Source organism: Bacillus sp. CH_48, assembly GCF_038008465.1.
GTDB classification, from domain to species: Bacteria; Bacillota; Bacilli; order Bacillales; family Bacillaceae_G; genus Bacillus_A; species Bacillus_A thuringiensis_S.
This window is the reverse complement of sequence record NZ_JBBOZF010000001.1, coordinates 4163299-4176193: the sequence shown is the minus strand read 5'-3', so window position 1 is coordinate 4176193 and position 12895 is coordinate 4163299. Positions and strand designations below refer to the sequence as shown.

The following is a 12895-nucleotide window of genomic DNA, read 5'->3' as shown; positions in this document are numbered from 1 at the left end:
TATTATGTCAGTTGACTTTATATATGAACTTCTTTTACAATACAGTTATATTTTCAGACATTTCAGTATAAAGAGGTGATTCTTTGAAAAACTCTACTCTTTCATCAAGAAAACACCGCTCCTTAGAAACGAAGAAGAAACTACTACACTCTGGTTACACTATTTTTATACGTAACGGATTTCAAAAAACGACAATTACACAAATTATTAAACATGCAGAAACCGGTTACGGAACAGCATATGTATACTTCAAAAACAAAGACGATCTCCTAATTAGTTTAATGGAAGATGTTATGAATCAATTTCATAATATTGCCAAGCGCTCCTTTTTGCCTCAAACGAAGGAAGAAGCTCATAAAATGATTCGAAATCAAGTTAGAGCATTTCTCCAACTAGCAAAGAAAGAACGAGCTATTTTACAAGTTGTAGAAGAAGCAATCGGATTATCAAAAGAGATACGTAAAAAATGGGACGAGATACGGGAACGCTTCATAAACAATATTACGCAGGATATTACATACTCTCAAGAAAGTGGATTAGCACAGCCTGAATTAAATAAAGAAATTGTAGCACGTGCTTGGTTCGCAATGAATGAGATGTTTCTTTGGGCGATTGTGAAAAATGATAAAAAATTAGAGTTAGAAGAGATAGTACATACATTGACGGAAATGTATACGACGGGGTTATATAAATAGCACACCTGCAATAAATACGGTGTGCTATTTTACATTTATAAAAATATTTTATCTAGGTATGGCAATGCTAAAAGGGGCTTTTCAGATAAAGGGAAATATTTTAGTTTTAACGATTCACCATCTATCGATTTCAACTCGCCACCGCTAACTTCACACTCAAACACAACAATAATATATTCTACTTCATCACCATTCGGATATGTATGGCGGTACTTTTCTCCTCCAAATACTCCTTTTTGTTTTTTTACTTGTACTTTCAATCCTGTTTCTTCCCAAACTTCCCTAACTACTGCTTCTTCTGGAGTTTCCCCAAGTTCAATTGCTCCAGCTGGCAAACTCCAGTATTCCCCACCAGGATATTGAAATAAAGTGAAACTTTAATCAGTGGGGGTTTTATTATCCCCACTGATTATTAGTTGAACCAATCGGGCTTTTACGGGCAGTTGATCCCCCACCTAACTTCTTTGCTTTCGCTGAATTTTGAGATGGGAGTCTTACTGCCCGTTAATGCGGGATAAAATATCCCCCTGTTTATTTTTTATAATAGCAGCTACACTCGGCATGAATATTAGTTCATGCCCTAATTGCTCACGGATTTTTTATAATATAGTGACATTGACATACTATTCTCTCCTAATCTATTAATAACTGTATTTTCTGATATTTATTGCATAATATTCTTAATACAAACTTCTATATAGAAAGGATAAAAACATGTCGCAAGAAAAACTTGCAAACAAATTTCTATCATTTACTGAAAGTGGTACTCAATAGATTGAGTACCACTTTTACTTTACATGCTTTTCATTAGCGTACTTTTTCTTCAGTCACCCTACTCACAATTCCAACAATAAATTTATATTCAATCCTTCTCTTCTTATCTTTCTTAAAACCCTCTTTCGTATCAAAAATAAAACACGTTTTCCGAAACCAAATTCGTACGTATACAGACTCTAAGTAAATAGGTTTTATAATTCCTCGTTCTTCAAATTCAGTCCCATCTTTATTTTCAGTTTCCGTTCGAACGAACCACTTATTCCCGATTCCAATCTCAATATACTTCACATACTAACCTCCATTAGGAAATTTCCCTTCTAACAATTCTATTATTTCCCCGGTAAGCGCAGATTCCGACAGAACATGAGCCCACAGAGAAAAAGTAGATTACAAAAATCTACTTTATAACTTATATTTTTGCATTCGCTTATAAAATGTACTACGGGGTACATCTAATAGTTTTGCAGCTAATGAAACATTTCCGTTTGTCTTTTGTAATACTTCAATCATGCTATCACGCTGTATTTTTTCGCGAAAATTTAGTGGATGTTCTGTTTTATTTTCAACTTGTAACTCAAGTTGTTGTTGATTTCCCATCATTGTTTGTAGCAAAAAAGCGACTTGCTTTTCGCATATTTCCCGTCCTTGCGACAAGATGTAAATGCGTTCTAATACATTTACTAGTTCTCGAATATTTCCGGGCCATGTATGTTGTAAAAATTGATTGCAAATACTCTTTGGAAATACAACATTCCAATTCTTCCGTTCGCAAAAGTGTTGTATAAAATATGAGATATCCTCTTTTCTTTCTATTAACGATGGAACATATAACGGATAAACGTGCAAACGATAATATAAATCTTGACGGAATTTCCCTTCTTCTACTAACCGTAGTAAATCTTTATGTGTGGCAGTAATAATACGAATATTTACTGGTACCTCTTTTGAACTTCCTATTGGAGTTATTGTACGTTCTTGTAAAACACGCAATAATGCTACTTGCATCTCTGGTGGTACTTCACCAATTTCATCTAAAAATAATGTTCCTCCATGCGCTTGTTCAAATTTCCCTTTATACCCTTGACGTCGCGCACCTGTAAACGCACCTTCAACGTAACCGAACAATTCACTTTCCATTAATTCTTTAGGCAGAGAACCGCAGTTAACAGCTATAAAGGGCCCATCTTTTCTTGGGCTATTTTCATGAATCGCTCTCGCAACATATTCCTTTCCTACTCCTGTCTCACCACATACATACACACTAGCATCAGTCGGTGAAACAAGCTTAATTTCTTCTAGTGTGTGTTGAAATGCTTTGCTTGTCCCGGTAACTCCTGAAAAAGTAATTCCTTTTATAAATGCGAAAGCAGAATATGTATTTATTTGTTTGTTTTTCTTTAAATACATACATTTCCCAATCATTCTTTCATTACTATATACTGGTATCTCTAATTTAGTTTCCAATCCATGGTGCATTAACTCTTCAAGCTTCATTCTTGACCAATTATTTATTCGTTCACGAACACTCTTACTCGCAGAAACGATAACATCACGATGATTACAAATAACTACTTGTTCGTCACTATCAATGACATCCAAAAAACGATGAATTAAGTGTAATTCATTTTGATGAACTCTTATGCTACATTCACGTTCTATTGCATGTGCAATTGAAGTTACCATACCGAGCATATATGGATGCGAAAATTCAATTGGACAGGAGAAATCTAGAACACCAATTAATTTCCCGTCATCATTATGGATAGGAGCAGCCGCACAACTCCAGCTATGAGATGCCACGGAATAATGTTCAGTACCACTTATCATAATAGCTTCTTCAATTTCTAGCGCTGTTCCAATTGCATTTGTACCAACAGCTGCTTCTGTCCATTTTACACCTTCAATAAAATTAATATGTTTCGCTCGCTTTAACGTTTGTTTATTTCCACTTAACGATAGAACATAACCATCTGGATCGATTAATAATGCCATCATTTGTAGTTCATCAATGGTTTTTCTCATATTTTGTATTTGAGGTAATGCTATATCAAGAAAAATTTCACTCTTTTTCTTTTGTTCTTGAAAAACATTAGAAGACAAAATTTTCTGACCTTTATTCATATAAGGATTCACATTTGCTTGTCTACATCGATGCCATGACTCTGAAATTCTTTCGTTTATACGGTTCGAATCAAAGACTCCTTCATCAATAAACTTTTTCCATGTATGTAAGTAAAACGGTGAAGCTAACATTGTATCATCTCCCTTTTAATTGTTTTGGAGATTTATAAAACATACTTCTATTATAAAACTGAATAAAAGCGTTTTCAATACAACTAGAAAGATGACACAAATATGTTAATAATTTGAATATATTAATGCGCGTCTTTATTCTTTTTTAGTAGCACCATATTTTGTATAATGGACGCAAAGAAAATACATAATCAAAACCACTTTTGTGGATTACCATTTATAAAGAAAACAATCACGGCTATTGCAAATAAAATAGCGGCTGATAAACTAATATATAATTTCGTTCTGACCTGCATTAGTCTTCGCTCCTATTATTTTACAGTACATACTAACTCTTCATTTTTCATCTCTACTATGTACTTCTGTAAAACATATTCTCTTCCGCCATGTTTTTCATACCAATCATGTATTCTTTTTACATGAATCTCGTCACTTCTAATTTTCGATTCAATTTCTTTATACCGTTCAAAACTATCATATTCCCATATGGCGAATACTTCAGACGTACCATTCTTATTACCTTTCATCCAGCGTCCTATTAGCCTAGAGCCATGCTTTAACTGATTAGGTAAGTTCGTGTTATTGAAATGATCATTAAATACTTCTATGAATTCATTTTTCACTACATAGTACTTCCTTCTGTAAAACATACCTCTTCCCCTCTTTTATGAAAAGTATCAGTAAACCTTCCCATCACTACCGTATTATAATACTTTCCATCCGATAGTCTTTTGTCATTTTTCAAAATGCCTTCTACTTCAAAACCTAATTTTTTATACAGATGAATAGCTTTCTCGTTTGTCTCTAATACTTGTAAAGATATTTTATTTACTGCATTTTCATCAGCCCATTTAATAGATTGTTGCAATAGACTCTTACCCATTCTATATCCCCAAAACTCTTTTAAAATACAAACACCAAACTCCACTTTATGAGATAATCTCTTAAAATTTGACCCTTCACATCTTGAAAATCCAACGATTCGATTGTGCACTTCTACAACTAAAAAGAGATTCTTAGTCTCTTCACTATCTGTTTTTATTATTTTTTGAAATCCTAGATCATCTATAAATCCCTCTCCAGCATCTCTATCCATATTTTCAGTTTCTCCATCAATCTGAACTCTAATTTTCGATAACTGCTCTGCATCTTTCTCAGCTGCAGAACGAATTGTATAAGTTAATCCATTTATATGAAACTCTTGCTCTTTTACAATCATGTCAAACTCCTTTCAAATGAATATAATGGCGCTATTACAACTTGTTTACCTTGTTTCTCAAAGTCCTGAACAGTTTCTTTACTAGCCTCTTCGTCAGTTATAATAATGTCAATTTTTTTTAGAGACTCTCCTCTTATAAAACAATCTATTCCAAGTTTATTATGCGGAACTAAACAAATATTTCTTCTAGCAATTTCACTTACTCTTTTACTAAAATAAGCAACTTCAGGTGTTGCGGTACTAATACCTTGTAATGAAATGCCTCCACCTGTAGAGAAATACAGATCAATAGAAAATCTACTTATCAATTCAGAGGCAAGTGTATCAGTAATATTCCCTGAAGGTTTTACTTTTCCGCCAATTAAATACGTATCAATATTCTTATATTCTCGTAGATAACCAGCTATTTCTATAGAATTCGTAATAACCGTAAATGATACTTCCGGTAAATATTTCAGCATCGCATTATGAACGGAAGCCCCACCAATAAAAATTGAATCACCTTCTTGTATATAAGATACCGCAACTCTTGCAATTGTGTCCTCATATATTGAGCTATCACTATAACGTTTAGTTGGTTCCGCAGCTAAGTTTCTCACTCGCGTAAGTTCAATTGCACCTCCGTGCGTTCTTTTTAATAAACCATCCTTTTCCATAATAGACAAATCTCTTCTTATAGAATCAATAGACATATCAAATCTTTCCGCAAGATCCTTTGCTATTACTCTTCCATCTGTATTAAGTAGTTCTAAAATTTTCTCTCGACGTTCTTCAGTAAACATGTTATCACCACCGTTATTGAAGGTTCAGAAATTTGAACTTTATATTAATTATATGCACGTTTCTTCCGTTTCACAATATTTTCAATCCTTTTTCTTCCGTCTTTATGCAGTGTTTTCCTCTTTTTCTATTTTGTTAACTTCACATAAAATAAATGCAGATTTGCATATTCCACTAAAAGACTTCTATTTATTTCCTTATTCATGTAAAATTATTCCTATGTTTTACTTTTTAATACAGAAAGGGATTACTATGAAATCACTAATCAAAACGACATGTACAGCATTATTATTTACAGGAATATTAACAGGGTGCAATAGCAATACTACACCAAAACAAGAAAAGAGCGCTCTCGAAAAGAATGCAATGCACTATGGAGAAATAGTTAAAAATGAATACTATAGAGCGACAGTTGAGAATGCAAAGTTTGAAAAAATAGACGAAGAGCGGCGCCTTACTACTCGTGTTATGATTAATAATGTTCGAGACGATGGACAAACTATTGATCTTTCGGAAATAAAATATTTCATACAAGATGAAAAAACTGGTCAGAAATATGAAGGTGAAGCTCATCCGATAGGTGACGAGCACTATAAAAATGTTCCACACGAATTCTCTTTAACTACTGACGTTGTATTTGAACTGAAAACTTCATCAAAAGATTTAAATAATATGTATTTATACATAGATAGCAAAGCTGCGCCGTTAACAAATACATATTGGAAGCTTGATAATTTAGTATCTAAATAGAAAGACCAGTCTTATACGACTGGTCTTTTTACATTCATACATTTAACTTTCATTAACACTTATATTAATTTTCTAATAACAACTTGAATAACATCAGCTAAACCAGTGTGCCCTTTCCCTTCAACTCGCTCTTGTTCTCCATTAAAGAAATGAATTACCTTATGTTCTTCACACCAAGTAAGGATATCAATTGGATCATACAGCATATCAACATCTTTTGGTCCACCAGTACTATAGTTTATTTGTTTTTTTGAGTAAACTTCAAACATAATTAATCCACCAGGCTTTATCGTTTGTATCATTTTATCTAATATCATTTTTTTATAATCATCATGAAAATGTCCAAATACCATAATTGCCGCATCATATTCATTTTCTGGCAAACTATCAGCTAATAAATCTACTTTTTTTGTATGCACGTTTACGTTATGCTTCTCTGCCAATTTTTTTGTCTTTTCTAATCCATCTTTCGAATAATCAATAGCTGTTACTTCGTTCCCTTGTCTTGCTAGAAATACAGCATTTCTACCTTCTCCCTCCGCAAATGCTATTACTTTATTGTGATTTGCTAAACGAAATGCTTGTTCTTTAATAAATGTATTAGGTTCTTCCCCGTAAAAATATTCATCTGATTTATATCGATCATTCCAAAAATTATTCATCATCTTCTCTCCTTCTTCATATCATTTTCTAACTACAATTAAAGATATTAAAGAGCCTTTTTATCCTTAATTAATTTAAAAATAAAAGCAGATTAAAAATCCACTTTTATTTTTTTCGCAAGATCTACGATTTTTTGATTTCTTAACTCTTCTTCCATTTTCTCTTCTGCTGCGAGCATTGCCTCATTAATTAAACATCCAGGTTTGTCATGTAAACAACAGTCAAACAATGATGTTTTGCCTTCAATTGCATGTATAATATCTAAAAATGAAATATCTTCCCAATTCTTACTAAGCGAGTAACCGCCCTTTGGACCAGATGATGAGTGTATCATCCCTTCCTTCGTCAACTTAGTTAGTATTTTAGACAAGTACGTTGGTGAAACATTTTGCATTTCTGCTAATTGGTAAACACTAACTAACTTATTTGGTGTGGCCTTTGCCAGAAAAAGCATTGTATGAAGAGCATAATTTGTAGCTTTAGAATATTTCATAGTACAGCTCCTATTGTAGACTCCATGTATCTACAATAACTTTATTTTTTTATTATGTCAAACGTTTGTAATACTCCATACAACATTATTTCTTCACAAGTAATACATCTGCTGCGCAAATCGTCACTTCTCTAAATGGAGAGTCAAATAAAACACCTAGTTCAAAACCATCTTCAGTAAGAGCTATTTCATGATATAGCCACCAAGCACTGTCAAAGTTTTCCTGCATAGAACACTTTGTTACTCCTATAAAGGTTACTTCAAGTTTATCAAATTCACTAAAAGTACCACTGCAATCTAATACGATAGACAAAGTATCTTCTGATTCTCTCTTTATTACTTTAATTACACTATCGTGTAGTGATGTCTTGTGTAACTGAGCGACATTTGACGGAAGTTTTTTCTCAATGGAATTAAAATATTCTACGTATGATTGATCTAATTGTGCCATTCTTTTCTCATAATCTGTTGTCCACTCTTGCATAAGTTTTTTCAGTTCACCTGAGGGGTATTCTGAATTAATTGTTATGTTTTGTATAATTGAGTATATCGATTCAGGAAGGAATTTTAATAAATCTATTTTCCTTTCCTCTATTTCTTCCTTTAAACTTTGTATATCCATTTCCGACCATTCTTTTATAGACTCTATAAAACTTACAAATTCTAAAACTTGCATTTTTTTATACCATTCTCTTGTAAAATATTTCAATGACACCTCTCCTAAAATATCTTTACATCCAGTAAAAGCAATACATCCACTTATTATATCATTCCAATAACCATTTTTTCTAAAGAAATAATGTAAAAATGTAAATATTCCGCCTATTATTTCTAAAACTTCAGAATATTTACAAAAGTATAAAATTAGAATACATTTTAGCTGTACAAGATTCACCTGTACAAAAATTCAAACAAAAAGGGATGGTTATATGTTGAAGAAATTAGTAGCAGGGACATTAGTAGCGGGTTTTGCATTAACTGGAGGACTAGGTGCAGTAAGCGCTGAGGAAAAAAGTAACACAATTAAGTCATTTGATTATTTAAAAGTGGATGAACAAAGTGTTAATTCATTTGCAAAATTAAGTGATCAGGATAAGAAAGATATCCAAATTACTATGGTATTACCTAAGCAAAATGAAAATGGAGATTGGCTAGCTTATGGTTTTACTAGCCGCGAAACATTGGATGCGTATATTGCAAAGGATAAAAAAGCAATTAAAAATAATATTAATCCTTTAGGTAGTGGTGCTGGTAGTACTGATTTTTATGAACATAAAGATAAAGGTGGCCAATATATTTACTGGAGCAGTGGCTTTAAAAACTTACCATCTAGCTGGAATGACAGAATTTCTTCTGTAAGTACAGCGTCGCCTTCTGCAAGTTATTCAACAACACTTTGGGAACACACTTCAACACAAGGATATGGAAAAGGCGTTTTATTTAAACACGCTGATTGGTACGGTAAAACTGCTAATTTAGCTCCTGAATGGAACGATAAAACTTCAGCTATTGACATTAAAAAGTAATAGAGGATTTAATTTCTTCTATAAAAATTCAAACCACTATTCTCTCATTCATTTAGAGAATAGTGGTTTATTATAATTCGATTTAAGCATGTACAGCCTGTCCTACAGCTTGCAATAATGCTTCATGAATCGCTTCAGATAAGGTTGGATGCGCTGCAATATAATCTCTCATTATATCAGCGGTAACTTCTGTATGAATCATTACGGTCCCTTGACCAATAAGTTCAGTTGCATGAGGACCGATAATAGAAATCCCTACAATTTCTTGGTATTTAGGTTCCACAATGACTTTTACTTTACCCGTTTGTTCTCCTAAAATAAGAGCTTTTCCGTTCGCTGTAAAATGGAATTCTCCAATGAGAATATCACCATATTGTTCTCTTGCACCTTTTTCACTTAACCCGACACTAGCTATTTCTGGAGCTGTGTATATACAACGGGGAACAGCGTGATAATTTACTTTCACGTCTTCTCCGCTTGCGTGTAATGCTGCTGTCGTTCCTTCATGGAAGGCAACGTGAGCAAGCTGAATTCCACCGATCACATCACCAACTGCGTAAATATGTGATACGTTCGTTTGCATATGTTCATTCACAGCAATCCCTTTATTTGAAAACTGAACTCCTGCCTTTTCTAATCCTAATTGTTGTACTCGTGGTTTTCTTCCTACAGAAACAAGAACAAATTCTGGAGTTACTTCGTGAGTAATTCCCTCGTATTCAAATGAAGCTTGCTTCTTATAGTTATTTAATCCTTTTAAAACTGCTCCCGTAAAAATTTCCACACCATCTTTTTCTAATTTCTCTCTTAAAATATTCGCGATATCTTCATCTTCACCAGGTAGTAATTGCGGTGCCATCTCAACTATCGATACTTTTGTGCCGAGTCTACTATAAATACTTGCAAACTCACATCCTATTACACCACCGCCAACGATTAACAATGAAGATGGTACACTCTCAAGAGACATTGCATGGCTACTATTTAAAATCCATTTTCCATCGAACGGAGCGAATGGTAATTCTGTAGGTTCGGAACCAGCTGCAATAATAAAGCTCCCTCCATCAATTACTTCTTCTTTATTTCCTTGTACAACTCGCACACGATGATCCGTTTCGAATTTCGCTTTTCCTTTTACAACTTTAATTTTATTTTTCTTCATTAAATATTGTATTCCTTGGACGAGTTGCTTTACGATTTGTGATTTCCTCGCCTGTATTTGACCCCAATCAATTGAGATATTTTCTGTATTAATCGTAACTCCATAATCATTCGCTTTTCTCACAATGTCATGTACTTCAGCACTTTCTAACAGTGATTTCGTAGGCATACACCCAACATTTAAACATGTTCCGCCAAGGTCAGCTTCATCAATAAGAGTGACATCTTTGCCATTTTGAGCCGCGGTAATTGCTGCTACATAGCCAGCAGGTCCGCCCCCAATAACAACTAATTTACTCATTCTCTCACCTTCTCTTTATAAAAGAATTGTTATAGGTTCTTCTAAATAATGTTTAATTGTGCGTAAAAATGCAGCTGCTGGTGCACCGTCTAATACACGATGATCGAATGTTAAACTTAAAGGTAACATACTTCCTTTTCTTAATTTTTTCCCTTTAAATACAGGAACATGTTCAATTGCACCTACACCTAAAATACCAGTTTCAGGTGTATTTAATACCGGTGTGAAATATTCAATACCAAAGCTACCTAAATTACTAATTGTAAATGTCGTTCCGTGCATATCATCACTACTTAAGCTACCTGCTCGTGCCTTTTGTGCCACATTCTTAATCTCTTTAGACAACTCTACTAAAGATAAATTATTTGCAAAGCGAATAGCTGGAACGACTAACCCTTTTTCTAATGCGACTGCCATGCCTAAATGCACATGTTCAAATTGATGAATTGCATCATCTATATAAGCGCTGTTCATTTCTTTATGCTCTCCAAGTGCTAATACAACAGCATGCGAGACGAAATCCGTAATAGTTAATTTATTATCATATCTTTTTTGTACAACTTCCGCTATTTCTTTATGTAAAGCAACTAAATCTGTTACATCTACTTTCATCGTTAACGTTAATTGTGCGCTATTTTGTAAGCTTGCGTGCATACGATTTGCGATTGCTTTACGCATACCAGTAACAGGAATCGCTTTACTTTCTTCTCGTTCAGATATTTCCGGAACGTTTACTCTTACCTCAAGTACTTTTAATACATCTGCCTTTGTAATCCTTCCGCCAGGACCTGTACCAACTAATGCCTTGATATCCAGATTTTCAGACTTTGCAATTTTCTTCGCTACAGGTGAAATTTTAATTCTTTGCTTCGATACTTCTTTCCCATTTGCTTCTTGATTTTGTACATTTTGTACTTCTATATTAGATGTTTTTTCTTCTACAACATGTGTGCTTTCCTGCATTTCTACCTTTTCATTCGGTTTACCGATGTAGCAAATTACAGTACCAGGCGGCACTCCTTCATCTTCACTTACAGCTATATCAAGTACCGTACCATCAGCTGGCGCTTCAATTTCCGTTTCAATTTTTTCTGAATTAATACTAGCAATTAGTTCTCCTTTTGCTACATTATCGCCTGCTTTAATATTCCAGTTCGTAATAATACCTTCTTTCATCGCCATACCTAACTTCGGCATTACAACTTCTACAGCCATGTGTCTCTCTCCCTTCTCATCGTTTTATTACACATGTAATAAAGATTGGTCTCCAATCATTTCTGATACAGTTTCAATTACTTTTTCTGGCGTTGGCAAATACAACTTTTCAAGTGGTGGTGAGAACGGAACAGGTGTATGTGGTGCTGTAATTCGTTTAATAGGTGCATCTAACAAATCAAAACCTTTATCCGCTACAATTGCCGCAATATCTGTTGCAATACTACATCTAGGATTCGCTTCGTCAATGACGATAAGACGATTTGTTTTTTCAACAGATGATAAAATAGTATCTTCATCAAGTGGTGATAAAGATCGTGGATCAATTACTTCTACTTCAAGCCCCTTTTTCGATAATTGCTTTGCAGCTGCAAGCGCTGTATGAACTTGCTTTCCGATTGCGACAATTGTTACATCAGAACCTTCCCGTTTAATATCTGCTTTTCCTAATGGAATTGTATAGTATCCTTCTGGCACTTCACCTTTCATATTGTAAAGTGTTTTATCCTCAAAGAAGATTACTGGATCATCATCTTCAATTGCCGCTAATAATAAGCCTTTTGCATCATACGGTGTGGAAGGAACAACAACTTTAATACCTGGTATGCTCGTAAATAATGCGTACAAACTTTGTGAATGTTGAGCTGCTGCACTAAAACCAGCGCCATGCATCGTACGTACTGTAACGGGTACTTTTGCTTTACCTCCAAACATATAACGGAATTTCGCACCTTGGTTTAATACTTGGTCAAGACAACTACCGATAAAATCATTAAACATTAACTCAGCTATCGGACGTAACCCAGTTGCAGCAGCTGCCATCGCAGCTCCCATATAACCCGCTTCAGAAATTGGTGTATCCAATATACGATTTCGACCAAACTCTTGTACAAGTCCTTTCGTAACACCAAGAACACCACCCCAAGCTTCATCATCTTGCAGGTGATCAACTTGTGCACCGCCTGCAACATCTTCACCTATTAAAATTACATTTTCATCACGACGCATTGAGATTTTCATCGCTTCATTAATTGCAGTTGACATACTTACTGTTCTAGTCAT

14 protein-coding genes and 1 pseudogene are annotated in these 12895 nt (G+C 34.2%); 3 read left to right on the top strand and 12 right to left on the bottom strand.

The features are described 5' to 3' along the window. Positions 1-83 precede the first annotated feature (83 nt). Entirely contained in the window at positions 84-695 is a 612-nt protein-coding gene (locus tag N2V92_RS21065) for a TetR/AcrR family transcriptional regulator (protein ID WP_000798548.1), read from the top strand. 35 nt (positions 696-730) lie between these two features. Here the strand turns inward: N2V92_RS21065 and N2V92_RS21060 are convergent. From N2V92_RS21060 to N2V92_RS21030, 6 genes and pseudogenes are all read right to left on the bottom strand, one after another. Further along, positions 731-1063: pseudogene (locus tag N2V92_RS21060) on the bottom strand (NUDIX domain-containing protein); the annotation flags it as partial. Positions 1064-1502: 439 nt separating this feature from the next. Beyond that, positions 1503-1760 carry a DUF3977 family protein gene (locus N2V92_RS21050; protein WP_000873836.1) on the bottom strand — a complete coding sequence of 86 codons (258 nt, stop codon included), beginning with the start codon at positions 1758-1760 and terminating at the stop codon, positions 1503-1505. Between the two features lie 114 nt (positions 1761-1874). Continuing rightward, the gene (locus N2V92_RS21045) at positions 1875-3725 is read right to left on the bottom strand and encodes a sigma-54-dependent Fis family transcriptional regulator (RefSeq protein WP_000881380.1); all 1851 of its coding nucleotides are present in this window, start codon (positions 3723-3725) and stop codon (positions 1875-1877) included. A gap of 311 nt (positions 3726-4036) precedes the next feature. After that, the gene (locus tag N2V92_RS21040) at positions 4037-4375 is read right to left on the bottom strand and encodes an NIPSNAP family protein (protein WP_000499995.1); all 339 of its coding nucleotides are present in this window, start codon (positions 4373-4375) and stop codon (positions 4037-4039) included. Then, entirely contained in the window at positions 4348-4944 is a 597-nt protein-coding gene (locus tag N2V92_RS21035; RefSeq protein ID WP_000635676.1) for a GNAT family N-acetyltransferase, read from the bottom strand. The genes N2V92_RS21040 and N2V92_RS21035 overlap by 28 nt, the downstream gene beginning before the upstream one ends. Next, positions 4941-5726, bottom strand: coding sequence for a DeoR/GlpR family DNA-binding transcription regulator (locus N2V92_RS21030; protein WP_000493642.1), 786 nt, complete (start codon positions 5724-5726; stop codon positions 4941-4943). Before N2V92_RS21030 ends, N2V92_RS21035 begins: the two co-directional genes overlap by 4 nt. Before the next feature lie 250 nt (positions 5727-5976). Between N2V92_RS21030 and N2V92_RS21025 the strand changes: the two genes are divergently transcribed. Beyond that, a complete protein-coding gene (locus tag N2V92_RS21025; protein WP_016077572.1) occupies positions 5977-6474 on the top strand; it encodes a hypothetical protein in 498 nt (165 codons plus the stop codon). A 59-nt stretch (positions 6475-6533) separates the two neighbouring features. Here the strand turns inward: N2V92_RS21025 and N2V92_RS21020 are convergent, their stop codons facing one another. From N2V92_RS21020 to N2V92_RS21010, 3 genes are all read right to left on the bottom strand, one after another. Next, positions 6534-7139: a class I SAM-dependent methyltransferase gene (locus tag N2V92_RS21020; protein ID WP_002082658.1), complete on the bottom strand. Its 606-nt coding sequence runs from the start codon at positions 7137-7139 to the stop codon at positions 6534-6536. Between the two features lie 89 nt (positions 7140-7228). Further along, on the bottom strand, positions 7229-7630 hold the full coding sequence (locus tag N2V92_RS21015) for an Rrf2 family transcriptional regulator (protein ID WP_000877653.1): 402 nt from the start codon (positions 7628-7630) through the stop codon (positions 7229-7231). Between the two features lie 85 nt (positions 7631-7715). Further along, positions 7716-8339: a DUF4085 domain-containing protein gene (locus tag N2V92_RS21010; protein WP_000873450.1), complete on the bottom strand. Its 624-nt coding sequence runs from the start codon at positions 8337-8339 to the stop codon at positions 7716-7718. Between the two features lie 220 nt (positions 8340-8559). On the opposite strand from N2V92_RS21010, the gene N2V92_RS21005 reads away from it, so the two are divergent. Next, positions 8560-9156, top strand: a complete 597-nt coding sequence (locus N2V92_RS21005) for a hypothetical protein (protein WP_016077571.1) — start codon at positions 8560-8562, stop codon at positions 9154-9156. 82 nt (positions 9157-9238) lie between these two features. On the opposite strand, the gene lpdA is transcribed toward N2V92_RS21005, so the two are convergent. From lpdA to acoB, 3 genes are read right to left on the bottom strand one after another with little or no spacing between them, the layout of a single operon-like run. After that, positions 9239-10618 (bottom strand): dihydrolipoyl dehydrogenase, encoded by a 1380-nt coding sequence (lpdA, locus tag N2V92_RS21000; protein WP_000041184.1) that lies wholly within the window; start codon positions 10616-10618, stop codon positions 9239-9241. Between the two features lie 15 nt (positions 10619-10633). Beyond that, positions 10634-11833: a dihydrolipoamide acetyltransferase family protein gene (locus N2V92_RS20995; RefSeq protein WP_000257746.1), complete on the bottom strand. Its 1200-nt coding sequence runs from the start codon at positions 11831-11833 to the stop codon at positions 10634-10636. Positions 11834-11860: 27 nt separating this feature from the next. Continuing rightward, the gene (gene acoB, locus N2V92_RS20990; RefSeq protein ID WP_000198898.1) at positions 11861-12895 is read right to left on the bottom strand and encodes an acetoin:2,6-dichlorophenolindophenol oxidoreductase subunit beta; all 1035 of its coding nucleotides are present in this window, start codon (positions 12893-12895) and stop codon (positions 11861-11863) included.

Excerpts from the sequence above, each read along its gene's own strand:
- N2V92_RS20995 (WP_000257746.1), bottom strand. The coding sequence starts at position 11,833 with ATGGCTGTAGAAGTTGTAATGCCGAAGTTAGGTATGGCGATGAAAGAA.
- N2V92_RS21005 (WP_016077571.1), top strand. The coding sequence starts at position 8,560 with ATGTTGAAGAAATTAGTAGCAGGGACATTAGTAGCGGGTTTTGCATTA.
- lpdA (WP_000041184.1), bottom strand. The coding sequence starts at position 10,618 with ATGAGTAAATTAGTTGTTATTGGGGGCGGACCTGCTGGCTATGTAGCA.
- N2V92_RS21045 (WP_000881380.1), bottom strand. The coding sequence starts at position 3,725 with ATGTTAGCTTCACCGTTTTACTTACATACATGGAAAAAGTTTATTGAT.
- N2V92_RS21035 (WP_000635676.1), bottom strand. The coding sequence starts at position 4,944 with ATGATTGTAAAAGAGCAAGAGTTTCATATAAATGGATTAACTTATACA.
- N2V92_RS21020 (WP_002082658.1), bottom strand. The coding sequence starts at position 7,139 with ATGATGAATAATTTTTGGAATGATCGATATAAATCAGATGAATATTTT.
- acoB (WP_000198898.1), bottom strand. The coding sequence starts at position 12,895 with ATGACTAGAACAGTAAGTATGTCAACTGCAATTAATGAAGCGATGAAA.
- N2V92_RS21025 (WP_016077572.1), top strand. The coding sequence starts at position 5,977 with ATGAAATCACTAATCAAAACGACATGTACAGCATTATTATTTACAGGA.
- N2V92_RS21015 (WP_000877653.1), bottom strand. The coding sequence starts at position 7,630 with ATGAAATATTCTAAAGCTACAAATTATGCTCTTCATACAATGCTTTTT.
- N2V92_RS21040 (WP_000499995.1), bottom strand. The coding sequence starts at position 4,375 with ATGTTTTACAGAAGGAAGTACTATGTAGTGAAAAATGAATTCATAGAA.
- N2V92_RS21030 (WP_000493642.1), bottom strand. The coding sequence starts at position 5,726 with ATGTTTACTGAAGAACGTCGAGAGAAAATTTTAGAACTACTTAATACA.